At 66.9% G+C, this 26,381-nt stretch carries 18 protein-coding genes and 1 riboswitch; of the genes, 8 read left to right on the forward strand and 10 right to left on the reverse strand.

Annotated elements, in window-relative coordinates; genetic code table 11:
* Positions 1-27: 27 nt before the first annotated feature.
* The gene (locus tag ACQR50_RS13060; RefSeq protein ID WP_428968643.1) at positions 28-2,994 is read right to left on the reverse strand and encodes an L-glutamate gamma-semialdehyde dehydrogenase; all 2,967 of its coding nucleotides are present in this window, start codon (positions 2,992-2,994) and stop codon (positions 28-30) included.
* A 551-nt stretch (positions 2,995-3,545) separates the two neighbouring features.
* Here ACQR50_RS13060 and ACQR50_RS13065 point away from each other — a divergent pair.
* Positions 3,546-4,025, forward strand: coding sequence for a pyridoxamine 5'-phosphate oxidase family protein (locus ACQR50_RS13065; protein WP_428968644.1), 480 nt, complete (start codon positions 3,546-3,548; stop codon positions 4,023-4,025).
* 100 nt (positions 4,026-4,125) lie between these two features.
* Here ACQR50_RS13065 and ACQR50_RS13070 read toward each other — a convergent pair whose 3' ends face one another.
* Entirely contained in the window at positions 4,126-5,343 is a 1,218-nt protein-coding gene (locus ACQR50_RS13070) for a polyhydroxyalkanoate depolymerase (protein ID WP_428968645.1), read from the reverse strand.
* Between the two features lie 225 nt (positions 5,344-5,568).
* Here ACQR50_RS13070 and ACQR50_RS13075 point away from each other — a divergent pair, with 225 nt between their 5' ends.
* On the forward strand, positions 5,569-7,362 hold the full coding sequence (locus ACQR50_RS13075; protein WP_428968646.1) for an ABC transporter transmembrane domain-containing protein: 1,794 nt from the start codon (positions 5,569-5,571) through the stop codon (positions 7,360-7,362).
* A 222-nt stretch (positions 7,363-7,584) separates the two neighbouring features.
* Positions 7,585-9,534 (forward strand): beta-N-acetylglucosaminidase domain-containing protein, encoded by a 1,950-nt coding sequence (locus ACQR50_RS13080; RefSeq protein WP_428968647.1) that lies wholly within the window; start codon positions 7,585-7,587, stop codon positions 9,532-9,534.
* On the opposite strand, the gene ACQR50_RS13085 is transcribed toward ACQR50_RS13080, so the two are convergent.
* A complete protein-coding gene (locus tag ACQR50_RS13085) occupies positions 9,518-12,013 on the reverse strand; it encodes a family 20 glycosylhydrolase (protein ID WP_428968648.1) in 2,496 nt (831 codons plus the stop codon). The two genes, ACQR50_RS13080 and ACQR50_RS13085, sit on opposite strands and share 17 nt — an antisense overlap.
* 299 nt (positions 12,014-12,312) lie before the next feature.
* On the opposite strand from ACQR50_RS13085, the gene rnr reads away from it, so the two are divergent.
* Together rnr and ACQR50_RS13095 are read left to right on the forward strand one after the other, a co-directional pair.
* Complete coding sequence (rnr, locus tag ACQR50_RS13090) at positions 12,313-14,511, forward strand: ribonuclease R (RefSeq protein WP_428968649.1); 2,199 nt, start codon at positions 12,313-12,315, stop codon at positions 14,509-14,511.
* A 178-nt stretch (positions 14,512-14,689) separates the two neighbouring features.
* Entirely contained in the window at positions 14,690-15,658 is a 969-nt protein-coding gene (locus tag ACQR50_RS13095) for a glutathione S-transferase family protein (RefSeq protein WP_428968650.1), read from the forward strand.
* A 127-nt stretch (positions 15,659-15,785) separates the two neighbouring features.
* Here the strand turns inward: ACQR50_RS13095 and proS are convergent, their stop codons facing one another.
* Positions 15,786-17,318 (reverse strand): proline--tRNA ligase, encoded by a 1,533-nt coding sequence (proS, locus tag ACQR50_RS13100; protein ID WP_428968651.1) that lies wholly within the window; start codon positions 17,316-17,318, stop codon positions 15,786-15,788.
* Between the two features lie 92 nt (positions 17,319-17,410).
* Here proS and ACQR50_RS13105 point away from each other — a divergent pair, with 92 nt between their 5' ends.
* Positions 17,411-18,316: a DMT family transporter gene (locus tag ACQR50_RS13105; RefSeq protein WP_428968652.1), complete on the forward strand. Its 906-nt coding sequence runs from the start codon at positions 17,411-17,413 to the stop codon at positions 18,314-18,316.
* A gap of 27 nt (positions 18,317-18,343) precedes the next feature.
* On the opposite strand, the gene bluB is transcribed toward ACQR50_RS13105, so the two are convergent.
* Positions 18,344-18,967, reverse strand: a complete 624-nt coding sequence (gene bluB, locus ACQR50_RS13110; RefSeq protein WP_428968653.1) for a 5,6-dimethylbenzimidazole synthase — start codon at positions 18,965-18,967, stop codon at positions 18,344-18,346.
* Positions 18,968-19,076: 109 nt separating this feature from the next.
* On the opposite strand from bluB, the gene ACQR50_RS13115 reads away from it, so the two are divergent.
* Entirely contained in the window at positions 19,077-19,316 is a 240-nt protein-coding gene (locus tag ACQR50_RS13115) for a SemiSWEET family transporter (RefSeq protein WP_428970702.1), read from the forward strand.
* Positions 19,317-19,491: 175 nt separating this feature from the next.
* On the opposite strand, the gene gcvPB is transcribed toward ACQR50_RS13115, so the two are convergent.
* The 5 genes from gcvPB to ACQR50_RS13140 all read right to left on the reverse strand — a co-directional run bounded on the left by gcvPB (position 19,492) and on the right by ACQR50_RS13140 (position 25,307).
* Positions 19,492-21,048, reverse strand: a complete 1,557-nt coding sequence (gcvPB, locus tag ACQR50_RS13120) for an aminomethyl-transferring glycine dehydrogenase subunit GcvPB (protein ID WP_428968654.1) — start codon at positions 21,046-21,048, stop codon at positions 19,492-19,494.
* Entirely contained in the window at positions 21,045-22,403 is a 1,359-nt protein-coding gene (gene gcvPA, locus ACQR50_RS13125; protein ID WP_184105506.1) for an aminomethyl-transferring glycine dehydrogenase subunit GcvPA, read from the reverse strand. The genes gcvPB and gcvPA overlap by 4 nt, the downstream gene beginning before the upstream one ends.
* Positions 22,404-22,594: 191 nt before the next feature.
* Entirely contained in the window at positions 22,595-22,966 is a 372-nt protein-coding gene (gene gcvH / locus ACQR50_RS13130) for a glycine cleavage system protein GcvH (protein WP_056434420.1), read from the reverse strand.
* A 2-nt stretch (positions 22,967-22,968) separates the two neighbouring features.
* Positions 22,969-24,144, reverse strand: coding sequence for a glycine cleavage system aminomethyltransferase GcvT (gcvT, locus tag ACQR50_RS13135; RefSeq protein ID WP_428968655.1), 1,176 nt, complete (start codon positions 24,142-24,144; stop codon positions 22,969-22,971).
* A 162-nt stretch (positions 24,145-24,306) separates the two neighbouring features.
* A riboswitch (glycine riboswitch) is annotated at positions 24,307-24,415 on the reverse strand.
* Positions 24,416-24,668: 253 nt separating this feature from the next.
* A complete protein-coding gene (locus ACQR50_RS13140) occupies positions 24,669-25,307 on the reverse strand; it encodes a hypothetical protein (protein ID WP_076717129.1) in 639 nt (212 codons plus the stop codon).
* A 114-nt stretch (positions 25,308-25,421) separates the two neighbouring features.
* Between ACQR50_RS13140 and ispH the strand changes: the two genes are divergently transcribed.
* The gene (ispH, locus tag ACQR50_RS13145; protein ID WP_428968656.1) at positions 25,422-26,378 is read left to right on the forward strand and encodes a 4-hydroxy-3-methylbut-2-enyl diphosphate reductase; all 957 of its coding nucleotides are present in this window, start codon (positions 25,422-25,424) and stop codon (positions 26,376-26,378) included.
* Positions 26,379-26,381 lie beyond the last annotated feature (3 nt).

Here is a 26,381-nt window from a genome sequence, read left to right on the forward strand (position 1 = left end):
CCGCGACAGACGAGGGGAGGATAGCCGTCAGATTCCGCCTTCGTCCAGCGACAACAGCGTGGCGTTGCCGCCCGCCGAGGTCGTGTCGACCGACACCGCCCGCTCCGCGCAGAATCGGTACAGATAATGCGGTCCGCCCGCCTTGGGCCCGGTGCCCGACAGGCCCTCGCCGCCGAAAGGCTGGCTGCCAACGACCGCGCCGATCATCGAGCGGTTGATGTACAGGTTGCCGACCGCCGCTTCCGCCTCGATCACCTCGCCCGCCCGCGCGATGCGGCTGTGCAGGCCCATGGTCAGGCCGTAACCCTTGGCGTTCACCTTCGCGATCGTCTCGGACAGCGTGCCCGCTTCCCAGGTGGCGACGTGCAGGATCGGGCCGAACCATTCCTGGGTCAGGTCCTCCACGCGGTCGAGCCGGATCAGCGTCGGCGGGACGAACAGGCCATCGGCAGGTGCGTCGAGCGTCTTGATCGTCTGCGTCACCATCGACGCGCGGTACGCCATCAGCTTGTCATAGGCGGCCTGGTCGATCACCGGGCCGACATCGGTCGCCGGATTGCCGGTCGCACCGAGCACCAGCGTCTCCATCGCGCCCTTGAGCATTGCGATGACATTGTCGGCGACATCCGCCTGCACCAGCAACAGCCGCAGCGCCGAGCAACGCTGCCCCGCCGAGCGGAAGGACGAGGTGATGACGTCCGCCACCACCTGTTCGGGCAGCGCGGTCGAGTCGACGATCATCGCGTTGATGCCCCCGGTCTCCGCGATCAGCGGCACGATCGGGCGATCATCGTCCGCCACGAGGGTGCGCGCGATCCGCTTGGCAGTGGCGGTCGAACCGGTGAAGGCCACACCCGCGATCCGGTGATCCTCGGTCAGCTTCTGGCCGACCTCCGGCCCACCGACCGCGAGCAGCAGCGCATCGCGCGGCACGCCCGCACGGTAGGCCAGCTCTACGGCGGCCTGTGCGATGGCGGGCGTCTGGGGCGCGGGCTTGGCGACGACGGTGTTGCCGGTGACGAGCGCCGCAACCGTCTGGCCCAGGAAGATCGCCAGCGGGAAGTTCCATGGCGCGACCGTCGCCCAGACGCCGCGTCCTTCCAGGTGCAGCGTGTTGCGCTCGCCCGTCGGCCCGGGCAGCTCGACCGAGCCGAGCCGTGCGCGAGCCTGCTGTGCATAGTAACGGCAGAAATCGGCGGCCTCGCGAACCTCGCCGATCGCGTCGGGAATGGTCTTGAACGCCTCCTGCACCAGGATCGCCATCAGCCGCTCGCGATCCTGCTCCAGCAGATCGGCCAGCTTCTCCAGCACGCTCGCGCGGGTATCGAGCGGCGTCGCGTTCCAGGCCGGGAAGGCCGCATGGGCGCGCGACACCAGCGATGCGACATCGGCAGTGGCGGCGACCGGCTGCACGGCGGGGGCGTTGACCGCCTTCACCGTGGCGTCCAGCGTTGCGATGTCGCTCAGATCGATGCCGGTCGAGTTGCGATGGCCCGGCGCGAACAGGTCGATGGGCAGCGGGATGCTCGGGTGACGCGCGCCGCCGACGGCCGCGATCTTGGCGACCGGATCGGCGAGGATCTCCGCCTCGGTCAGTCGCGCATCGGCGAGCTGGTGCACGAAGCTGGAATTCGCGCCATTCTCCAGCAAGCGGCGGACGAGATAGGCCAGCAGGTCGCGATGCCCGCCGACCGGCGCATAGATGCGGCACTTGTGACCATGCTCGCGCACCAGCCGCTCATACAGGCCGTCGCCCATGCCGTGCAGCCGCTGGAACTCGAAGTCATGGCTATTGCCCGCCCATTCCAGGATGGTCGCGACGGTCAGCGCATTGTGGCTGGCAAAGGCGGGGCGGATATTCTCCGCCGCCAGCATGTCCTTGGCGACCGCCAGATAGGACACGTCGGTCGCCGCCTTGCGGGTGAAGAGCGGATAGTCGGCCAGCCCCTCGACCTGGGTGCGCTTGATCTCGCTGTCCCAATAGGCGCCCTTGACCAGCCGGACGTTCATGACCCGATCGAGGCCGTTGGCCCAGCCGATGACCGCGCGCGCACGCTTGCCATAGGCCTGCACCGCCATGCCGAAGCCGTCCCAGCCCTTCAGCGCCGGGAGCGCCGCGACGCCGCCGATGATGTCGAGGCTCATCTCCAGCCGCTCGGACTCCTCGGCATCGACGGTGAGGGCAATGCCCTTGTCCGCCGCCTGCCGCGCCAGCTGCGCCAGCATGTCGGTGAGCGCGGGCACGCACTCGTAGGCGCGCGGCAGTTCGTAGCGCGGGTGGAGCGCCGACAGCTTGACCGAGATCGAATGGCCCGCCGCCGGGTCCGACCCCACCGCGTCGATCGCCTTCACATAGGCCTGGAAATAGCGCTCGGCATCCTCATGCGTCCGCGCCGCCTCGCCCAGCATGTCGAAGCTGGCAGTGAAGCCCTTGTTCTCGGGCTTCTTCATGCGGCGCATCGCTTCCTCGATGGTGCGGCCCATCACGAAGATCTCGCCCATCATCCGCATCGCGGCGCCGACCGCCTGACGCACGAACGGCTCGCCCGCGCGCGACAGCAAACGCTTCAGCGGTCCCGCCTCGCCCTCACCGACCAGCGCGCGGCCGACGACCAGGCCCCAGGTGGCGGAGTTGACCAGCTTCGACGCCGAACGCCCGGTATGCGCACGCCAGTCCGCCTCGCCCAGCTTGTCGGCGATCAACAGGTCGGCGGTCTCGGGATCGGGCACGCGCAGGAACGCCTCGGCGAGGCTGAGCAGCGCGACGCCCTCGGACGAGTTGAGGCGATATTCCTGGAGGAACTGGTTCACCCAGCCGCGATTCTGCGCGGCACGCAGGTCGGCGAGCAGGCCCGAGGCATGGCCCATGATCCGCTCGCGCATCTCCGGCGTCGCGGCGGCGCGGTCGAGCAGCGGCTTCAGGACATCGGGTTCGGGCGCACGATACAGCAATTTCATGGTCTTGCGCGCATCGGCGGTAACGGCAGAGGTCATAGGTCTTCGTCCGGTCGGGCGGCCCGGCGTGCGGCTAAGCGCTTGGCGGGTCGCATGGCTATGCTGTGATGGACCAGCGCTTAGCGGGAAATATGGGGATTGGGTATCGTTTGATACGAGACGAGGCGCGCTTCGCGACTGCCATCAGAATTGAAATTTTGACGTCGTTGGCGTATATATCTCGCAGGCGAGGACATCCGCCTTTCTGTAGAGCCCCGGCTGTTGCAGCGGCCGGGGCTCAAATGCCTTTGGGGCCCGGGTTGCAGCCCGAGCCCCGCCGGGCACCTTACCTGTTGCGAGCCTCAACGATCTTCACGACCAAGGTCGCGAAGGCGATGATGACGCCCAGGATCAGGCACAGATCGGCTACGGACATCCGTGGTCCTTTCTGTGGGTGACGGCGGAATTGCCGTCGCTGTCCTTGTTTCAACTCTCACTCAGTTTGTCAGCGAACTTTTGCACGCTCAAATCCCGCAGATGCATTTCGTACATCCGCAACCATCCCCGCCCCCGCGTCGTTCTCCCGCCAAACCCCTGAAAGGAGAGCCACGATGGCCGACGACAGCCCCCAGGAAATCGCCGCCAAGTTCCTCGACAAGCTGAAGAGCAGCCCGTTCGTCATGATCGGCCTGAACGATGGTCAGCATTCCGAACCGATGACCGCACAGATCGATGACGATCAGCCGAACACGCTGTTCTTCTTCGCCGGTCGCGACAACCGGATCGCAGGCGGTGGCGAGGCGATGGCGCAGTTCGTCGGCAAGGGTCACGACTTCTTCGCCTGCCTGGCGGGCCATGTGTCGAAGGACAATGATCCGGCGCAGATCGACAAGCTGTGGAGCAATCAGGTCGAGGCCTGGTTCCCGGAAGGAAAGTCGGACCCCAACCTGACGCTGCTGCGCTTCGACATCAGTTCGGCCGAGCTGTGGGAAACCGACATCTCGCTGTCGGGCCGGGTAAAGATGCTGTTCGGCGGCACGATCCGCTCGGACGAATCGTCCAGCCATGCGGTGGTCGGCTCGGTCGCGTAATTCGCGATTGCTGAAAGGCGAAACGCCGGAGGCCAAGGCTTCCGGGCGTTTTTCCTATGTCCCAAACGTCGCGCAGGCCGAACAGAGGATGTGGCGAGGATCAGGCGTTGGCCTTGATCCACTCCTCGACCACCGGCGCGATGCGGTTGCGCCATTTCGAGCCGTTGAAGATGCCGTAATGGCCGACCTTCTCGGCCATGTAATAGCGCTTCTTCTCCTCCGGCAGATTGGTCGCCAGCGTCAGCGCGGCGCGCGTCTGGCCCAGGCCGGAGATATCGTCGCGCTCGCCCTCGATCGCCAGGATGCCGATATCGGTGATCGCGCCCGGATCGACGCGCTTGCCATGGTGCAGCATCTCGCCTTTGGGCAGCGCGTGACGCTGGAACACCAGCTCGACGGTCTGGAGATAGAATTCCGCCGTCATGTCGCAGACCGCGCGATATTCGTCATAGAATCGCTTGGTGGAGTCGGCGCTTTCGCCGTCGCCCTGGACCAGATGCTTGAACATCTCCCAATGCGAAATCATGTGGTTGCCCAGGTTCATCGACATGAACCCGGCAAGCTGCAGAAAGCCCGGATAGACCCGCCGCCCGGCACCCGGATAGGTCATGGGCACGGTGGCGATCGCATTCTGCTCGAACCAGGCGTGCGGGCGATCGGTCGCCAGCAGGTTGACCGCCGTCGGCGCCTCGCGCGTGTCGACCGGCCCGCCCATCAGCGTCAGGGTGCGTGGCGTACAGGGATGCTTGTCCGCGCTCATCACCGCTGCGGCGACATAGGACGGCACGGAGGGCTGGCACACCGCCAGCGCATGCGCCCCCGGCCCGATCGCCGTCAGGAAGTCGATGATGTAATCGACATAATCGTCAAAATCGAATCGCCCGTCCGACAGCGGCACCAGCTTCGCGTCGCGCCAGTCGGTGATGTACACCTCGCAGGTCGGCAGCATCCGCTGCACCGTGCCGCGCAGCAGCGTCGCATAATGGCCCGACATCGGCGCGACGATCAGCAGCTTGGGGCTGTCCTCCACGCCTTCGCGGCGGAAGCGCTTCAACTGGCCGAAGGGCTTGCGCAGCACGATCTCTTCATGGACGACCACCTCGCGCCCGTCGATCTCGGTCTTGGTCAGTCCGAAAGCGGGCTTGCCGCGCGGGGCGGCGGCATGGGCAAAGACCTCCAGCGCCGACCCCATGATCGCACCGCCGCCCAGATAGGCGAAGGGATTGGCCGGATTCTGGAGCAGCCCCGCCCCGAAATTGGCCAGCGCGCTTGCGCCCGCCAGCATCGAGCGCTGCATTTCATAGGCGTCGTACAACATCGTCGATTCCCCTGCGCTCCGCCGGACGGAGCCGTGACTGGCATTTACCTATCACGAAACCGTTTGCGCATGATGACCAGAATATGGCCGATCGGTCATAGTGCCGAACCGATGACAGGTTCATGATCTCCATCACATCCCCTGAACGCACCAAAGCGCCCAAACGATGCGTCGGCCCCATAGCCCGGCGTTGAGCCGATGCGCCCACGCTGCTAGGCCCCCGGCATGGCCAGATCCGCCGCGTCCCGCAAATCCGCAGAGCCCCCCGTCCCGGCCAGCCGCCGCCTGAGCAACCTGAAGATGGTCTGGCGCTATACGCTGCGCTATCCGGGGCATCTGGCCGCCGCCACCGTGTCGCTGGCGGTCGCGGCACTCGCCACGCTGTTCATCCCGCGCACCTTCCAGAAGGTGATCGACCACGGCTTCGGCAACATCGCCGACACCGGCGATATCGCGCCCTATTTCCAGGGGCTGCTGGCGGTCGTCGTGGTGCTGGCGATCGCCACCGCGTTCCGTTTCTATTTCGTGTCGTGGCTGGGCGAGCGGACGGTCGCCGATATCCGCATCGCGGTGCAGGCCAACCTCCTGCGCCTGGCACCCCGCTACTTCGAGGAAAACCGCCCGTCCGAGATCGCCAGCCGGTTGACCGCCGACACCGCGATCATCGAGCAGGTCGTCGGCTCGACCGTGTCGATCGCGCTGCGCAACACGGTGATCGGGATCGGCGGCACCATCTATCTGTTCGCGCTGTCGCCCAAGCTGACCCTGTCGCTGCTGGTATGCATTCCGCTGATCGTCCTGCCCATCGTCGTGCTGGGCAAGAAGGTGCGTAGCTATTCGCGCGACAGCCAGGACCGGCTGGCCGATATCGGCGCGACCGCCGTGGAGACGCTGGGCGCTATGAAGGTCGTCCAGGCGTTCGGCCAGGAGCGCCGCGAGGCCGAGCGATTCGAGCTGGCGGTCAGCAACGGCTTCGCCACCTCGCGCAAGCGCTTCCTGCTGCGTGCCATCATGACGGCAATGGTCATCGGGTTGTTCTTCGGCGGTCTGACGCTGCTGCTGTGGGAAGCGGTCGCCGATGTCGCCAGCGGGCGGCTGTCGGGCGGGTCGCTGACCGCGTTTGTCGTGACGGGCATGCTGGTTGCGGGCTCGTTCCAGGCGCTGACCGAAGTATGGGGCGACATATTGCGCGCATCGGGCGCGGCGCAGCGTCTGGCCGAGTTGCTGGCCGAGGAACCCGAAATCGCGCCGCCCCCCGCCCCCGCCGTCATGCCGGTCATCCCGATGGGTGCGCTGCGTTTCGAGAATGTCGTGTTCCACTATCCGACCCGGTCCGAGGTCGCGGCGCTGAACGACTTCTCGCTCGACATCCGGCCGGGCGAGACGGTGGCGGTGGTCGGCCCCTCGGGCGCGGGCAAATCGACCCTGTTCCAGCTGGCCGAGCGTTTCTACGATCCGCAGGGCGGCAATATCTCGCTCGACGGCGTGTCGTTGCGCGATGCCGATCCGGCGGCGATCCGCGCGCGCATCGCAATGGTGCCGCAGGAGACGGTGATCTTCGGCGCTTCGGCACGCGACAATCTGCGCTATGGCCGGTGGGAAGCGAGCGACGACGAGCTTTGGGCCGCCGCCGAGGCCGCCAATGCCGCCGACTTCCTGCGCGCGCTGCCGCAGGGGCTGGATACCTTCCTGGGCGAAGGCGGTGCGCGGCTGTCGGGTGGCCAGCGCCAGCGGATCACCATCGCCCGCGCGCTGCTCCGCGATGCGCCGATCCTGTTGTTGGACGAGGCGACGAGCGCTTTGGATGCCGAGAGCGAGCAGCTGGTCCAACAGGCGCTGGAGCGGTTGATGGCGAACCGGACGACGCTGGTCATCGCGCACCGGCTGGCGACGGTCCGTGCGGCCGAGCGGATCGTGGTGATGGATGGCGGACGGATCGTCGAACAGGGGCGGCATGCGGAGTTGATCGCGGGCGGCGGTCTCTATGCCCGGTTGGCGAGCCTGCAATTTCACGATTGATGGGGCCGGTCTAATACCACTTGGCGAGGGGATTCCCTTGGCCTTCGACTTCGCTCAGGCTGAACGGGGGTTTGGCAGGACCCTACTTCCCCGCTCCGTTCATCCTGAGCGAAGTCGAAGGCCACGCCCCAACCCATTGAAATCCAACCCGCAATCGCGCTTGCAGCCCGCCCCCCACTCCCCTAGGCTCCGACAATACCAGTTCAATACCGGAGATTGAGGATGACGCGGGCGGCAAACAGAGCAATGGGGGCGGCCCTGGCGGCGATCGCACTGGCGACGCTGACCCCGGCGGCTCAAGCGAGCCCCGCCACCCTGCCCGCGATCTTCCCCGCCCCCGCCGTGATGACTCTGGGCGATGGCACGGTGACGCTGGGCCGTGCGGTCACGCTGATCGTCGCACCCGGCACCGAGCCGGAGACCGCCGCGCTGGTGCGCGACATGCTGACAAAGGCCGGTGTCACGGAGATCGCGACGGCCAACCGGCTGCCCGCCTCGCCCGACCGTCCGACCATCGTGATCGGCCCGGACAGCGCCGCCCCGGTCCGTGAGGCCCTGTCACGCAGCAACGCCAGCCCCGACGATGCCCGCGAAGGCTATACGCTGACCATCCTCCCCTCCGGTCGCAGCGGGCTCATCACGCTGGCCGGGCATGACGCGGACGGACTGTTCCACGCCGCCCAGACGCTGCGCCAGTTGCTGGCCCGCCAGACCATCCCGGCGCTGACCATCCGCGATCATCCCGCCATGCCGATCCGCGGCACGATCGAAGGTTTCTACGGCAAGCCCTGGTCGATGACCGACCGGACCAAGCATCTCGACTTCCTCGGCCAGATGAAGGCCAACACCTATGTCTACAGCCCGAAGGACGATCCCTTCGCCCGCGACAAGTGGCGCGATCCCTATCCCGCCGCGACGCTGAGCGCGCTGGGTACGCTCGCGGCGCGCGCCAGGGCGAACCATGTCGATTTCGTCTATGCCATCTCGCCGGGGCCGAGCATCTGCTTCTCCGATCCGGCGGACGAGCAGGCGCTGCTGCGCAAGTTCGCGGAGTTGCGCGGGATCGGCGTACACAGCTTCTATGTCGCGCTGGACGATATCGAATATCAGAAGTGGAATTGCGAGGCGGACAAGGCCGCATTCGGCCCCTCGGGCGCGCAAGCCGCCGGGATCGCCCAGTCCAAGCTGCTGAACGCGGTCCAGGCCGACCTGCTGAAACAGGACCCTGCCTCGCGTCCGCTCATCATGGTGCCGACCGAATATTATGATGCGAAGGAAAGCCCGTACAAGGCGGCCCTCCGCGCCAATCTGAACCCGCGCATCGTCGTGCAATGGACCGGCACCGATGTCGTACCGCCCGCCATCTCCATTCCCGATGCCAAGGCCGCGACCAAGGCGTTCGGGCGCAAGACGCTGCTGTGGGACAATTATCCGGTCAACGACTATGCCAGTTCGGCCGGACGACTGCTGCTTGCCCCCTATGCCAAGCGTGAGGCCGGGCTGTCGTCCGAGCTGACCGGTATCCTCTCCAATCCGATGAACCAGGAAGCGCCCAGCCGGGTCGCGGTGACGGGGGTGCTGGCGTTCGGGTGGAACGACAAGGGCTATGACGCCGACCGCACCTGGCATTACGCCGCGCGCGATCTGGCTGGAGGAGATGCCCGCGCGACGGCGGCACTGCTGGAACTGTTCGACACCCAGCATCTCGCCCCCACCTTCGGCAGCCAGCCCTGGCAGGAACAGGCACCCAAGCTGAAGGCGCTGCTCGACCATGTTCGCGAGGCGCTGGCGAACGGTGACGCGGGCGAACGCCGTGCGGCGCTGGCCGAACTCCATGCCAAGGCCGATGCGCTGGCCGATGCGCCCGACACGATCCGCGCGGGCGTGGTCGATCCGGCCTTTGCCGAGCAAGCCGCCCCCTGGCTGGAGGCGATGCAGCTCTGGGGTCGCGCGCTTGGGCAGACCGCCGCCGGGCTGGACGCCGCCGAGCAGGGCAATACGGCGGCGACGCGCTACTTTGCCGATGCCAAGCGGATCGCGGATCAGGCCACCGCCGTGCAGAGCATCAAGGGCGCGGTGCGCTTCGACGGGCCGATCAAGATCGCCGATGGCGTGCTCGACCGCTTCATCGCCGATGCGCCCGGCCTGATCATGATTACGGCGAAACCGTAACCGTCCGGCTGGCGCGGCGGCCATCAGGGGTACGGGTGCGAAGCTCGACCACCCCCGTCACCGCCACCGGCCCGTTATAGCGGGTCCAGGCCGAGCCGCCGGTGCGATACTCGATCGGCGTTCCGGCGAACTCGGTGTTCGCCTCCAGCCTGCCATCCACGATCCGCGCGCCCGGCGGGGCGAGGCGATAGGTCACGCCCGCCCGGTCGAGCAGTCGCATCTGCGCACCCATCCGGCCCGCGAAATCCCGCCACCCGGCGAGCAGCTTGGCCCGATCGACACGAGCGTCGTTCGGCTGATAGCCGGTGCCCGCAACATAAGCGGGCTCCCAATCCGGCTTGCTCCACGCCCGCTCGGCCAGCGCCAGCAGGCGCGGGAAGAGCATGTAATCGACCTGGCTGTCGCGCCGCACCGTCTCGCTCCATAGCTGCGCCTGGAGCCCGGCGATGCTGCGGCCCGGCTGGAGCGGCACGGTGTCGGCAATCGCCTTGGGCTGGGCCAGGATATTGGGGATCAGCGCGGCGTTGGCGGCCAGATTGCCCGGCATGAAACCGAACACCTGGAAACTGTCCACCCCGCGCGACGCCCAGTCATAGCCGGTCTCGTTCGGGTCGGCGGCATAGGGCATGTCGAAATAGCCCAGATCGGGGATCGACAGCACCGTCTTCCACCCGCGATTGGCCTGGCCATGCGCCTCGGCCACGCCGCCCGCGTGCAGGTTGCTCCAGATGTTGGTCTGGACCTTGGGCGGCATCTTGGCGGGGTCGGTATGGCCCAGGCCATCGCTCCACCCGGCGACCGCGATGCCGCGCTGGGCGAGGTCGGCGGAAATGCGCTCGATGAAATAGGCGCCCAGTTGCTTGGGCTGCATGCCCGTCTGGCCCATCATCACCTTGCAGGCGGGCGACTGAACCCAGGCCCCCGCCGTCTCGTCCGCGCCGATATGATAGGTGGTCAGCGGCACCCCCGCCGCCTTGTGCAGGGCGGCAATGTCGTCGATCACCGTGTCGATGAAGCGATAGGTGCTCGGAATACAGACGTTCAGCGTATTGTCGTCATAATGCTGGACGCTGGAATAGCGGGTGGTGTCGCCCGGCTCGACCAGCCGGAAACGCTCGGCCCCGGCGCGGTCGCCCTTGGCCATCAGCCGCTGGTAGCGCACCTCCATCGACCGGATCGCCGCGCGCGAATGGCCGGGCATGTCGAAGGACGGGATGACGTCGATCTGCCGTGCTGCGGCGGCGCGCAGGATTTCAGTATAGTCGGCGGCGGTCAGATAGCCGTTGGTGGCCGCATCCCTGGCCGGGTCGGCCCCCAGTTGCGGCGACAGGCAGTTCTTCTCCGACAGGTCGGTGCAGCGATACGCCCCCACCTCGGTCAGTTCGGGCAGGCCTGCGATCTGCAAGCGCCAGCCCTCGTCATCGCCCAGATGCAGGTGCAGCGTGTTCAGCTTGTACACCGCCATCTGCTCGATCAGCTTCAGGATCTCGGCCTTGCTATGGAAGTTGCGCGCCAGGTCGATATGCAGCCCGCGAAAGCCGTAGCGCGGCGCATCCTCGACGATCAGCGGGCGGAGCGTCGTCCCCTCCGCCGCCATCTGCTGCGCCAGCGAACGAAGCGCATAGGATGCCCCCGCCGCATCCGCCGCCGCAATGGTGACACCGCCCTGGGCCACGGTCAGGCGATAACCCTCGGCGGCGAGCCCCGCCTGCTTTCGGATGGTCAGCGGCACCGTCCCCATCGGCAATCCGGCCAGCGCGGGCGCGATGGCGGCGCGGGTGAAACCCTGGGTGGTGACGCGCAATCCCTTGGACAGATCGACCGGCGCACCGGCCGGGCGCGTGACCTTCGCAGGCCGGGGCAGGATCGCGACATCGACCGGCGTCGCCGCCCCCCGCTCGGCATAAAGAGCAAAGGCGCGCTCGGGGGTCCGCCAGACCGTCTGATCGTCGGGGGCGCTGCGGGCGAGCGCGGCCTCATCGGTCATCGGGGCTACGAAAGGCAGGGTCTCCAGCCCCGTCTCGGCATCGGTCCCCGTCCGGCTCGCGGCGATCACACGCGGGGCAAGGCCCTCGGCCGCCAGCATCGCATTGGGCATCATGTGATTGCGCGAGAAGAACGCGCCCAGGCCGGTCAGCTTCACATGATAGGTCTGGCCCGGCTTCAACTGCTGGCCGGGCTTCAGCGTCAGGACGTTCAGATCGCCGTTGATCGTGCGGTTGTCGAAGGTGTCGCTGTCGATCTTCAGAACCGGGTTGACCAGGCTGTAGCGGATTTCGACCGGCAGACTTGGCGCGCCCTCCGGCACGACGATGGCGATATCCGCCTCGAAACAGCGCGGCGTGCCGGTCGGGCAGGATGCGGGACGGTTGGTCAGGATGGTGTAGCGATAGCCGAGCGTCGCCGCGAGTCGGTCGAGATCGGCCTGCGCCGCCGGAGCCGCCGCCAGGATCGCGGCCGAAGCCCATAATGTCATCATAATCGTCGGTCCCGCTACGCCATACTGGTATTACATTGGATCATGACCCGACTATTCCTCCCCTGCAAGGGGAGGGGGTGTTCGAGCTTTGGCCTGCCCCCGGCAGACCAAGATTGTGCCGGGGGCACAATCTCGCTTAAACACGAACCATGGTGGAGGGATGTAACCGCTCGTGATGGCGGGCTGTCCTCGCAAATGGCGACATCCCTCCGTCAGGCCTTCGGCCTGCCACCTCCCCTTGCAGGGGGGATTGGAATGCTGGGGGTGACGCCGCCTCCCCTACCCCCTATCTCCGTCTGATGAAAAAACCCCAGCCGGGTCTGCCGACCCGTGAGCAAATCCTCGCCTTCATCGAACAGTCGGACCAGCCCGCTGGCAAGCGCGAGATCGCACGTGCTTTCGGTCTCTCCGCGCAGGAGAAGATCGGACTGAAGGCGCTGCTCAAGGATATGGCCGATGAAGGGCTGATCGACAGCGCCCCCGGCCGCGCGTTCCACAAGATGGGCGGGCTGCCCAAGGTGACGGTGTTGCGCGTCGTCGATGTCGATGACGGCGGCAATGTCTGGGGCCAGCCCGAGCGTTGGGAGGCGGACGGCGTCCCCATCCCTCGCCTCCGCATCCGCGAGCGCAAGCGCGGAAGCCTCGGCATCGGCCAGCGGGTGCTGGCGCGTACCGAGGAAGCGGGCGGCGGCTGGATCGCGCATGTCATGAAGACGATCGCGCCCGCCTCCGAACAGGTGCTGGGCGTGCTGCGCGAGGAGGCGGGGCGTTTCTGGCTGACCAGCGTCGACAAGAAGGACCGGCGCGAGATGATGGTGTCGGACACCGGCGGCGCGGAAGCGGGCGACCTGGTGCTGGCCGAAAAGGCGGGCCGTCCGCCGCGCATCACCGCAAAGGTGGTCGAGCGGCTGGGCGATCCCTTCGCCCCGCGCAGCTTCTCGCTGATCGCGATCCACAAATTCGAGATTCCCGACCGCTTCCAGCCCGAGACACTGGAAGAAGCCGAACGTGTCGCGCGCCAGCCGCTGGGCGACGACCGTGAGGACCTGCGCGACCTGCCGATCGTCGCGATCGACCCCGTCGATGCGCGCGACCATGACGATGCGGTCTGGGCCGCGCCCGACGACGATCCCGCCAATCCGGAAGGCTGGCGCGCCATCGTCGCCATTGCCGATGTCAGCTTCTATGTCCGCCCCGGCTCGGCGATCGACAAGGATGCACGGCGGCGCGGCAACTCGGTCTATTTCCCCGACCGGGTAGTGCCGATGCTGCCCGAGATCCTGTCGGCCGATGTCTGTTCGCTGAAGGAGGGCGAGGACCGCGCCGCGCTCGCCTGTCATCTGCAGGTGACGAAGGACGGCAAGCTCAAGAGCTTCCGCTTCACCCGCGCGGTCGTACGGCTGGCGGCGAATATCGCGTATGAGGATGCGCAGGCCGCCATCGACGGCGAGCTGTCGCACCCGCTGACCGAGACGGCCCTGCGGCCGCTCTGGGACTGCTGGGCGGCGCTGGCCAAGGCGCGCGACGATCGCGAGCCGCTCGACCTCGACCTGCCCGAACGGCGCGTGGTGCTCGACCAGAATGGCCGTATCCTGTCGGTCGCGCCGCGGGCCCGGCTGGATGCGCACCGGCTGATCGAGGATTACATGATCGCGGCCAACGTCGCCGCCGCCAAGGCGCTGGAGGCCAAGAAAGCCCCCGTCATGTACCGCGTCCATGAGGTGCCCAGCCGCACCAAGCTGGTCGCGCTGAAGGAGTATCTCGAAACCTTCGACATTCCATTTGCGATGGGACAGGTGATCCGCCCGGCGACCTTCAACCGGATCATCGACAAGATCGGCGACGCGGACTTCAAGCCGCAGGTGATGGAGCAGATCCTGCGCTCGCAGACCCAGGCCTATTATGCCCCGGTCAATCAGGGGCATTTCGGCCTGTCGCTGGGGTCGTACGCGCATTTCACCTCGCCGATCCGGCGCTATGCCGACCTCGTCGTGCACCGTGCGCTGGTCGGGGCGTACAAGCTGGGCGATGGCGGGTTGCTGCCGGAGGGCGAGGAGATGGAGCGGCTCGGCACCTCGATCAGCCAATATGAGCGCCGCGCGATGGAGGCGGAACGCGAGACGATCGACCGCTATGTCGCGGCCTATCTGTCCGAGCATGTCGGCCAGGTGGTCGAGACGCGGATCACCGGCGTCACCAATTTCGGCTTCTTCGCCACCGTCGACGGCGTGGGTGGTGACGGGCTGATGCCGATCCGCGACCTGGGCGGCGATTATTTCCATTACGACGAGTCGTCGCAGCAGCTGCTCGGCGAGAAGAGCCGCGAAATCTACAAGCTGGGCCAGCGCCTGCCGCTGCGCCTGGCCGAGGCGAACCCGGTATCGGGCGCGCTGCGCTTCGAGCTGCCCGACGGCAAGGGTGCCGCCCCCGAACCGCGCCGGGTGCTGAAACGGCGCGGAAGGCCCGCCAACATCCGCCACAACGGCAAGCGGCGCTAAATCCTCCCCGGAACGGGGAGGGGGACCAGCGAAGCTGGTGGAGGGGGATTGCCACACAGGACACCTCTTTCGGCACGCCCCCTCCACCACCGCTGCGCGGCGGTCCCCCTCCCCGTGCCGGGGAGGATCGGGATCGCTCCCCCGCCCCATGCGTACCTTCTCCGAAGGAGACACACGCATGGGCAATATGGTGGACGGCGTCTGGCACGCCGACGGGCTGTTCAAATCGGACGATAAGGGCAGCTTCAAACGCCCCGACTCCGGTTTCCGCGATTGGGTGACGGCGGACGGCCAGCCTGGCCCCGATGGCCAGACCGGCCACCGTGCGGAGGCGGGGCGCTATCACCTCTATGTCTCCTATGCCTGCCCCTGGGCGCATCGCACGATGATCGTCCGCGCGCTGAAGGGACTGGAGGACATGATCGGTCTGTCGGTGGTAGATCCGCTGATGCGCGAAAATGGCTGGACCTTCGCCACCGAGCGCGGCGGCACCGGCGACCCGCTCCATGGCGCGGACTATCTGTGGCAGCTCTATGCCCGAGCTCGCGACGGTTACAGCGGCAAGGTGACGGTGCCGGTCCTGTGGGACAAGCAGCGCGATACGATCGTCAGCAACGAGTCGGCCGAGATCATCCGCATGTTCAACACCGCGTTCGACGGGCTGGGCGCGCGGGAGGGGAATTACTACCCTGCGGACCTGCGCGAACAGATCGATGCGGTCAACGCCACCGTCTATGACCGGGTGAACAACGGTGTCTACAAATGCGGCTTCGCCAAGACGCAAGGTGCGTATGACGAAGCGGTCGGCCCGCTATTCGCCGAACTGGATTCGCTGGAAGCGCGGCTGAAGGGGCGCGAATGGCTGGTCGGTGATCGGATGACCGAGGCGGATATCCGGCTGTTCACCACGCTGGTCCGCTTCGATGCGGTCTATCACGGGCATTTCAAATGCAATGTCCGGCGGGTGCAGGACTATCCGGCGCTGGAAGCCTTGCTGGAGCGGATGCTGGCGATCCCGGAGATCGCGGCGACGGTGCATCTCGATCACATCAAGACGCATTATTATGCCAGTCATTTGGAGTTGAACCCGACCGGGATCGTGCCCGCGGGGCCGGACTTGCCATGGGCGGGGTTGGTAGCGAGTTAAGCCCCCTCTTCTTCTCCCCTCCCGCAGGCGGGAGGGGCCGGGGGAGGGAAACGCCACGAGCGATGGTCTCGGTGAGACCTCCGGCCCTCCCCCCAACCCCCTCCCGCCTGCGGGAGGGGGAGTTCCGTTAGTAAGCCCGGCCGATCAGCACGCGCTCCACCGCCTCGCGGCCGGTGAAGATGCAGGGACCGTCGTCGCAACCGGTCTGGCCCATCGGCGCGTTGCGGATGGTCAGCTTCAGCCCCTTCAGCTTCTCGACCACCTGCTCCAGTTCCGCCCCCGTGGGCTTGGCCCAGCGGACATCGACCCAGCCGGGGTTTTTCACGCCGTCCGCGAAATGCGCCTCGACGCCTGCCCAGTCGTCGACGGGCACGATCTGCGCCTTCAACCGCTCGGCCGACTGGCGGTGGAGTTCGCCCTGGATGTCGGCCAGCAGATCGGCGACTCCGCTTACGAAATCACCACGCGGATGCACGACCGAATCGAGCTTGCCGTCCTCGCGGTACAGCCGGTCGCGGCGGATGACCGAGACGTTGCCGCCCGCCATGTCGCGACCGCCGACCTCGATGATCACCGGCGCGCCCTTCTTGACCCAGCCCCAGCGCTTGTTGGCGGCCTTTTGCGCGCGGCCATCGACCATCGCGCGGATCGGCTCGCCCAGCGCGGACTGACCGACCAGTTCCTTTTGCAGGTCGCGGCAATAGCTCAGCAGCGCCTCGTCCTCGGGCTGGTCGCGCAGCATGGGCACGATCACCACCTGCCACGGCGCAACCTTGGGCGGCACACGCATGCCGTCATCGTCGCCGTGGACCATGATCATGCCGCCGATCATCCGGGTCGACACGCCCCAGCTGGTCGTCTGTGCGAAGTCCAGCCCGCCCTCGGCATTCTGGAAACGGATATTCTGGGCTCGCGCGAAATTGTCGCCCAGGAAGTGGCTGGTCCCGGCCTGAAGCGCCTTGCCATCCTGCATCATCGCCTCGATCGAATAGGTTTCGACCGCGCCGGGGAAGCGCTCATTCTCCGGCTTCTCGCCCGCAATGACGTGCATGGCGAGGCAGTCCTCGGCGAAGCTGCGATAGACCTCCAGCATCTGGATCGTCTCTGCGCGGGCCTCGTCGACCGTGGCATGGGCGGTATGCCCTTCCTGCCACAGGAACTCGGCGGTGCGCAGGAACATGCGGGTGCGCATTTCCCAGCGGACGACATTGGCCCATTGGTTGATCAGCACCGGCAGGTCGCGCCACGACTGGACCCAGCGGGCAAAGGCGGTGCCGATCACCGTCTCCGACGTCGGCCGCACGACCAGCGGCTCCTCCAGCTTTGCCTCGGGATCGGGGACCAGCCCACCCTTGCCATCGGCGATCAGCCGGTGATGCGTGACGACCGCCATTTCCTTCGCGAAGCCGTCGACATGCTCGGCTTCCTTCTCGAAATAGCTGAGCGGGATGAACAGCGGGAAATAGCAATTCTCATGCCCCGTCGCCTTGATGCGATCGTCGAGCAGGCGCTGGATGCGCTCCCAGATGCCATAGCCCCAGGGGCGGATGACCATGCAGCCACGGACGCCCGATTCCTCGGCCAGATCGCCCTCGGCGATGACGGACTGATACCAGGCGGAGAAATCCGCGTCGCGGGTGACGGACAGAGCATGCTTCATGCCCGCCCGATAGCGGCAAAGACCCGGTTTCGCCAAGAGGGCGGACGCTTGCGGCCTTTCGCCATAGTCGCACAGCGGCTAGGAGGCGCCCCATGTCCCCCAAGTCCGATGACCGCGTGCTGAAAGGCATCGGCCTGCGCCTGATCGCCATCTTCTTCCTGTCGACCATGTCGGCGTTCGTGAAGCTGGCCGAGTCGCGCGGGGCGACCTTGTCCGAGACCATGTTCTTCCGCCAGCTTTGCGCGCTGCCGGTCGTGCTCGCCTTCGTCCTGGCGGGGCCGGGCCTGGCGTCGCTGCGCACCCGGCGGCTCAAGGGGCATGCCAAGCGAGCGATGGTTGGGCTGGTCGGCATGGTCTTCACCTTTGGCGCGGTGATGCTGTTGCCGCTGGCCGAGGCGACGACGTTCCAGTTCACCGTGCCGATCTTCGCGACATTGCTCGGCGCACTGGTGCTGGGCGAGAAGACGGGCTTGCAGCGGTGGAGCGCGGTGCTGGTCGGTTTTGCGGGCGTGCTGCTCGTCGTGCGGCCGGGGGCGAGCGACATGTCGCTGTTCGGGGCGGGCGTCGGGCTGATGGCGGCGATGTTCGTCGCGATCGTCGCCATCGTGCTGCGCCAGCTGCGCGACGAGCCCGCGACCACGACCGTCTTCTACTTCACCGTCCTGACCCTGCCCTTCATCGCGGTGCCATACGCCTTCCACCTGAAGATGCATGATCCGCTGACCTGGGTGGTGCTGGTCTCGATCGGACTGGCGGGCGGCCTGGGGCAGCTGGCGCTGACCGGCGCATCGCGGCTGGCACCGGTCGCGGCCGTGGTGCCGATGGATTATTCGGGGCTGATCTGGGCGACCGTCTATGGCTGGCTGATCTTCGGGGTGCTGCCGACGGCGGGAACTTGGGCAGGCGCGCCGGTGATCATCGCCAGCGGGTTGTTCATCGTCTGGCGCGAGCAGAGGCTGGGCAAGCAACAGACCAGTTCGGCCGCCGCGGAGGATTGATCCTCCCCCGGAAGGGGAGAAAGTTTGTTACCGCACCTCCCAGCGGGTCGGTGCATTCTCCTGCCACCCGGCCCGGTGGAGCAGCGGCGTATCGTCGTCCCATTCGGCATGGCCGAGACACAGATACGCCGTAAAGGCCCAGTCCTCCGGCACCGCGAAAAGCCGCTCCATCGCGCCCGGGACGAGGATCGACACCATCCCCATCCCCAGATTGGCTGCGCGCGCCGCCAGCCACAGCGTGTGGATCGCCATCGCGGTCGACTGGCGCAGCGTCTCGGGCATGGTGCGGCGGCCCAGCCCATGGCCCGCCGCCGGATCGATATGGGTGAAGACCGCCAATTGCACCGGCGCGGCATCCAGCCCGGCCAGCTTGAGCGCGCGGTACGCCGCAGCCTGCTCACCGGCATAGTCCGCTGCCGCCGCCTGGTCGCATCGCTGGAAATCGGCGCGGACGGCGGCGCGCAAACCAGGGTCCTCGACCCGGATCACCCGCCAGGGTCGGGCATTGCCGACCGAGGGGGCCAGCGCCATCGCCTCGGCCAGTCGGGCCAGCAGCGCTTCGTCGACGGGATCGCGCCGGAAGTGCCGGACGTCACGCCGCCAGCGCAGGATCGACTCCAGCGTCGCGGCCTGGGTTTCGTCAAAGCGCATCGCCCTGCCGTCCGCGCCCGGAACATCCCATGCCGCTCGCGCGTCCGCTTCGGTGGAGTTCAATCGATTTACCAAAGGGGATCAACTACCTGTGAGCGAACGGAAATTGATGCTGCTCGGCTGGATCGCCACGGCGACGGCGGTGGCGATGTACCTGTCCTATATCGACCAGATCCAGCTGAATCTGGCGGGACAGAAGGGTTCGGTGATTCAACCGCTGGCAACGATGGTGAACTGCTCGCTCTGGGTCGCGTACGGGTTTCTGCGCGAGAAGCGGGACTGGCCGATCGTATTCGCCAATGCGCCCGGGGTGATCCTGGGCGGGATTTGCCTGTTCACGGCGGTTTGATCGGCAAGCCGCCCTCACCCTTCCCACCCGCTTTCGCGGGCGGGCCCAGTGCCGGGTGAACAGCGCCCCGCGCTGTTCAGTCCATGCCGGGGGCATGAACGACCCGTCACTCCTCTCCCGATGGGAGAGGGAGGGAGGCGCGAAGCGCCGGAAGGGTGAGGGTCGCTTCAGCCGATCAGGCCGCCTTGTCCTTCCACACCAGCACGGGCTTACGCGCGGCCAGCGTCTCGTCGAGGCGCGCGCGCGGCGCGAAGTGCGGCGCGGTCTTGAGCGACGGGTCGCCCGCCTTGGCCCGCTCCGCCACCGATGCCAGCGCGCCGATGAACTGATCGAGCGCGGCCTTGGACTCGGTTTCGGTCGGCTCGACCAGCATCGCGCCGTGGACGACCAGCGGGAAATACATGGTCATCGGGTGGAAACCCTCGTCGATCAGCGCCTTGGCGACGTCGATCGTCGAGAAGCCCTCGGCCAGGCCTTCGTCCGAGAAGATGGCTTCGTGCATACACGGGCCGCTCTTGGCGAACGGGGCGTCCAGCGTGTTCTCCAGCGAGCGCAGGACATAATTCGCGTTGAGCACCGCATCCTCGGCGACCTGGCGCAGGCCATCGGCGCCGTGGCTGAGGATATAGGTCAGCGCACGGGTGAACATGCCCATCTGGCCGTGGAAGGCGACCATGCGGCCGAAGCTGTCGGCGTGATGGTCGTCGGCATTTTCCTCTTCGACCAGGCGGAAGCCCTCACCCGTCTTCTCGACGAAGGGCAAAGGCGCGAACGGCGTCAGCGCTTCCGAGAACACCACCGGCCCCGAACCCGGCCCGCCGCCGCCATGCGGGGTCGAGAAGGTCTTGTGCAGGTTGATGTGCATCGCATCGACGCCAAGGTCACCTGGACGCACGCGCCCGACGATGGCGTTGAAGTTCGCGCCGTCGCAATAGACGTATCCGCCCGCCGCATGGACCGCGTCGGAAATGTCCTTCAGATCGCGCTCGAACAGGCCGCAGGTGTTCGGGTTGGTGATCATCACGCCCGCCACGTCCGGCCCCAGCCGCGCCTTCAGCGCATCGGTGTCGACACGGCCGTCCGCGGTCGCGGGGATGTCCTCGACCGAGAAGCCCGCAAACGCCGCCGTCGCCGGATTGGTCCCGTGCGCCGACTCCGGCACCAGGATGACCTTGCGATGGCCCTCGCCCCGCTTCTCCAGCGCCGCCTTGATCGCCAGGATGCCGCACAGCTCACCATGCGCGCCCGCCTTGGGGCTCATCGCGACCGAGGTCATGCCGGTCAGCGTGACCAGCCAGTGCGCCAGCTGGTGAATGACCTCCAGCGCGCCCTGCACCGTGTCGACGGGGGCCAGCGGGTGAACGTCGCTGAAGCCCGGCAAACGGGCCATCTTCTCGTTCAGGCGCGGATTGTGCTTCATCGTGCACGAGCCGAGCGGGAACGGCCCCAGGTCGATCGCGTAGTTCTGCCGCGACAGACGGGTATAGTGGCGCACCGTCTCCGGCTCCGACAGACCGGGCAGGCCGATCGGGTCCTTGCGGGACAGGTCGCCCAGACGCGAACCGGCGACATCGCCCTCGGCAAAGTCGACACCGGTCGTCTCGCTGTCGCCGATCTCGAAGATCAGCTTTTCTTCCAGCATCAGCGCACGGTTGCCGGTGAAGGTCGCCGGGACCGCCGCTTCGTTGGCTTCGGGGCTCGTGGGCTTCCAGCCGCTCTGGTTGATCGTCATGCCAGCACCTCCTCGAGAGCCTTGGCAAGCGTCTCGATATCCTCCGCCGTCACCGTCTCGGTGACCGCCACAACCAGTCCGTTCGCAAGCGCGTCCTCACCCGGATAGAGCCGCCCGAGCGACACGCCCGCCAGCACGCCGCGCTCGGCGAGCGTCCGCACGACCGGGCGCGCTTCACGGCCCAGGTCGAGCGTGAACTCGTTGAAGAACACGTCGTTGACCAGCTTGACGCCGGGCACCTTCGCCAGACGATCCGCCGCACGGCAGGCATTGGCATGGTTGATCCCCGCCATCCTGCGCAGACCCGCCTCGCCCAGCAGCGTCATGTGGATCGAGAAGGCGAGCGCGCACAGACCCGAATTGGTGCAGATGTTCGACGTCGCCTTTTCGCGGCGGATATGCTGCTCGCGGGTCGAGAGCGTCAGCACGAAGCCGCGCTTGCCGTCGGCGTCCACCGTCTCGCCACAGAAGCGGCCCGGCATCTGGCGGATATATTTATCCTTACAGCCCATCAGGCCCACATAGGGCCCGCCGAACTGAAGCCCGACGCCCAGCGACTGGCCTTCGCCGACGACGATATCGGCATCCATCTCGCCCGGGCTACGGACAGCGCCCAGCGCGACCGGCTCGGTCACGACCGCGATCAGCAGCGCTTTCTTGGCGTGGCAGGCCTCGGCCAGCGGAGTCAGGTCGGCGATGCGGCCGAGAATGTCCGGATACTGGACGACGACGCAGGACGTGTCGGCGTCGATCGCCGCGATCATCTGGTCGATATCGGTCTCGGCGGTCAGGACGGGCGTGCCGGTCTCCAGCGTGTCGCCGGTATACTTCGCCATGGTCTTGGCGACCGAGACATAATGCGGGTGCAGGCCCGACGACAGGATCGCCTTCGACTTCTTGGTGATGCGCCGCGCCATGCCGATCGCTTCCCAGCAGGCGGTCGAGCCGTCATACATCGACGCGTTGGCGACATCGGTGCCGAGCAGACGCGCGACCTGCGTCTGGAACTCGAACAGCATCTGCAGCGTGCCCTGCGCGATTTCCGGCTGATAGGGCGTGTAGGCGGTCAAGAACTCACCGCGCTGGATCAGGTGATCGACGCTGGCGGGCACGTGATGGCGGTACGCGCCGCAGCCCAGGAAGAAGGGCACGTCGCCCGCGACCATGTTCTTGCGCGCGAGCGCGGTCATGTGCCGCTCGACCGCCAGTTCGGACGCGTGGTTGGGCAGGCCTTCGATGGGGCCAGACAGGCGGGCGGATTCGGGCACGTCGACGAACAGATCGTCGACCGATCCGGCACCGATGACCGAGAGCATCTCGGCCCGATCGGAAGAGGTAAGGGGCAGGTAGCGCATGCGTTCCATTTCTCCGCCCCTCACCCCGAAAACCTCGCGGATCGAGGGGTCATCGCCCTTCCCCTTCTTCTCCCCTCCCGCAGGCGGGAGGGGTCGGGGGAGGGCAGTCGGCTTCAACAAGCCTGATGGTCCGGGGGAGAACGAGTCCCCTCCCCCAGCCCCTCCCGCCTGCGGGAGGGGAGTAAGGAAGATCAGAGTTTTGCGACGAACGCGGCGTAGGCGGCCTCGTCCATCAACGCGTCCAGCTCCGAGGCGTCCGACAGCGTGATCTTGAAGAACCAGCCCTCGCCTTCCGGATCGCTGTTCACCAGCGCGGGCTCGTCGGCCAGCTGGGCATTGCCCTCGACGACGGTGCCCGACACCGGCGCATAGACGTCCGAGGCGGCCTTGACCGACTCGACCACGGCAGCCTCGTCACCCTTGGACAGTTCGCGGCCTTCCTCGGGGACGTCGACGAACACGATGTCGCCCAGGGCTCCTTGCGCATAATCGGAGATGCCGACCGTGCCGACATCACCGTCGACGTCGATCCACTCATGATCTTCGGTGAAATAGCGGCTCATGGTCACTTGGCTCCTGAACGAACGTAACGATGGGGGACGAACGGCATCGCCGTGACGGTGGCGTCATGGGTCTTGCCGCGCTGAAGCAGTTTGAGGGCCGTGCCGGGCGTCGCCAGCGCGGTCGGGACATAGGCCATGGCGATTGGCGCGCCCATCGAGGGGGCAAAGCCGCCGCTGGTCACGCGACCGATAACCGAGCCGTCCTCGGCGACCACCGACGCGCCTTCGCGCACCGGCTGGCGACCCGCGACGGTCAGGCCGACGCGCTTGACGGCCGGACCGTTCTCACGCTCGGCGAGAATACGCTCGGCGCCCAGGAAATCGGCCGCCTCGCGACGCTTCTTGGCGAGCGCGAAGCCCAGATCGGCCATCACCGGCGTCGTCTCGGGGTCGAGGTCATGGCCGTAGAGCGGCAGCCCCGCCTCCAGACGCAGCGAGTCGCGTGCGCCCAGGCCGATCGGCTTCACTTCCGCCTGTTCGCACAAGCGGTCGGCGAACGCGGCGGCATGCTCGGCCGGGATCGAGATTTCGTAGCCGTCCTCGCCGGTATAGCCCGAGCGGCTGATCCACAGCGGCACGTCATTCCAGGTAAAGTCGGCGGCGGTCATGAATACCAGCGCCTCGACGCCCGGCACGATCCGCGACAGCGCATCGACCGCCTTGGGCCCCTGGAGCGCCAGCAGCGCCTGCTCGTCGAGCAGGTTCAGCGTCGCATCGTCGGGGATGAAGTCGAGCAGATAGGCGATATCGTCATACTTCGTCGCGCCGTTGACGACCATGTACAGCTCTTCCGCGCCGTCGAGGGTGCGCTTGGTCACCATCAGGTCGTCGAGGATGCCGCCCTCTTCGTTGAGCAGCAACGAATAGCGATTCTTCCGATCACTTAGGCCGGTGATGTCGCCCGGCAGGACCTTCTCCAGCGCGGTGATGACCGGGCCCAGACCGTTCTCGCCGGTGAAGACCACCTGGCCCATATGGCTGACGTCGAACAGGCCCGCCGATTCGCGGGTCCAGAGATGCTCGGCCATGATGCCTTCATACTGGACCGGCATTTCATAGCCCGCGAACGGGACCATCCGGCCGCCGCGCGCACGATGCCATGCGTCCAGCGGCAGCGTCTGGATGATCTCCTGACCCTCGGGGGCGTCTTCTACGTTCAGATCTGCGGTGTCGCTCACGGGGCCGGTCTCCGTCAAAAGGGTGTCGGCTAGGGACGCAAATGTCCTTACCCGATCCGATCCCCCTCTGTCACGGAACCTGAGAGCTTTCGCCGGAAATTCCGGCTTACCCCTTCGGTGGCACGACGGCGTGAGCCGAAGCGCGCTTTCCAGAGTGTCGATGGCGATCGCGCGGTCCCATTTGCCTGAGAGATTCCGGGGTGGTTGCTCCTTCGGCGGCCAGGTTTTCGTCACCTGAAAGGCGAACCCGGCGCTCTCCCGCGCGCGCCTATGTCGGACATGTCCGACATCGACGCCGCGCCCTCTGCCGATAGGGTTGTCCCAAGTCAATCGGGAACGGCCGTGGGCGCGATCAATCTTGTGGATTGTGCGACCATATTCCTCCCCTGCAAGGGGAGGTGGCAGGCCGAAGGCCTGACGGAGGGGTGTCACCGGCTGCCACGGTATCCCGCACTCTCCAGCGGCGACACCCCTCCACCATCCTTCGGATGGTCCCCCTCCCCTTGCAGGGGAGGAATCAGGGGTTACCGAGTCGCGTTGTACCGCAGCTGCGCGTCGGTCAGCTGGAACCCGACCAGCGCCTCGAAGCTGGCGCTGGCCACCGCCTGGCGCACCTCCGGATTGGTCAGCGGATCGACCGCCGCATCCTCGTCCCCGGCCTTGCGGCGACGGGTCAGCTTTTCGCGGACGTCGTCGGGCAAGGTCGCCGCCGCCCGCGAGATGGTGGTCGAGGCCTCGCCCGCCACCTGGCCGCGCGCCTGGCCCGCATCGAAATGCACGTTCACCCGGCCGACGCGCTTGGCGACGACGTTGGTCCCGCCGCGCACGATCGCGATATAGTAAGGCAGCACCACGTCCCGCGCCGCCGCCGTGTCGGTACGCCGCGCCTCGACGTCGAAATTGACCGTCGTCACGATGTCCGAACCAGCATCGGCGCAGTTGCCGCGAACATTGGTCAGGTTGGCGATCAGGTCGATCGAACCCTGGTCGGTCGCGCCGGGCGTCTTGAACAGCGTGATGTCGCCGGTCCCCGCCGCGACGCCGACGATCGGGCAAGCCGAGCGGACGGCGGTGATGCCGCCCGACGCATCGATCTCACCCGTACGGGCGCAGCCGCCGAGAACGAGCGCAAGGGCGACGGGAGCGAGAAACGATGCTTTCACAGGTCGAAACGCCTATTCTGGATGCCGAAGCAGGATGCCGGTTTGGCCGCCAGCATAGGAACCGGGTTGGACGCGCGCAAGCAATGGCGTAGAGCCGTCCCCATGACCCCATCCATGACCGACGCCACGAAGCCGCCGCTCGACCTGTTGATCGCCGCCCCGCGCGGTTTCTGCGCCGGTGTCGACCGCGCCATCCGCATCGTCGAGCTGGCGCTCGAGAAGCATGGCGCGCCGGTCTATGTCCGGCACGAGATCGTCCACAACAAGTTCGTCGTGGACAGCCTGAAGGCCAAGGGCGCGATCTTCGTCGAGGAACTGGACGAGGTGCCGCCCAACGCGCATGTCGTCTTCTCCGCGCACGGGGTGCCGAAGTCGGTGCCCGCCGATGCGGAGAACCGGGGCCTCGCCTATTTCGATGCCACCTGCCCGCTGGTGTCGAAGGTGCATCGCCAGGCCGAGCGGCTGGTCGAGATGGGCCGCCACATCGTCTTCATCGGCCATGCCGGACACCCCGAGGTCATCGGCACCTTCGGCCAGGTGCCGCACGGCTCGATGTCGCTGGTCGAGACGGTTGCGGATGTCGAGGCGTTCGCGCCCGCCAATCCCGACAATCTCGCCTTCCTGACCCAGACCACCTTGTCGGTCGACGACACCGCCGCGACGATCGAGGCGTTGCAGCGCCGATTCCCGACGATCCAGGGGCCGCGCGGCGAGGATATCTGCTACGCCACCTCCAACCGTCAGGCCGCCGTCAAGGCGATCGCCGCCGAGTGCGACGCGGTGCTGGTGATCGGCGCGCCCAATTCCTCCAACTCGCTGCGCCTGGTCGAAGTGGCCGAGCGGGCGGGCAAGCGCGCGATGCTGATCCAGCGTGCCGCCGATCTCGACTGGGCGTTCCTGGACGGCGTGAAGACGCTGGGCCTGACCGCCGGGGCTTCGGCACCGGAGTTGCTGGTGCGCGAACTGGTCGATCGCCTGTCGGAACGCTTCATCGTTTCCGAACGCGAGGAAGAGACCACGCGCGAGACCATCGCCTTCAAGCTGCCCCGCGGGCTGGAAACGGCCGCCTGAACC

This window comes from Sphingomonas sp. Xoc002, assembly GCF_050408055.1.
Classification (GTDB): domain Bacteria; phylum Pseudomonadota; class Alphaproteobacteria; order Sphingomonadales; family Sphingomonadaceae; genus Sphingomonas; species Sphingomonas yabuuchiae.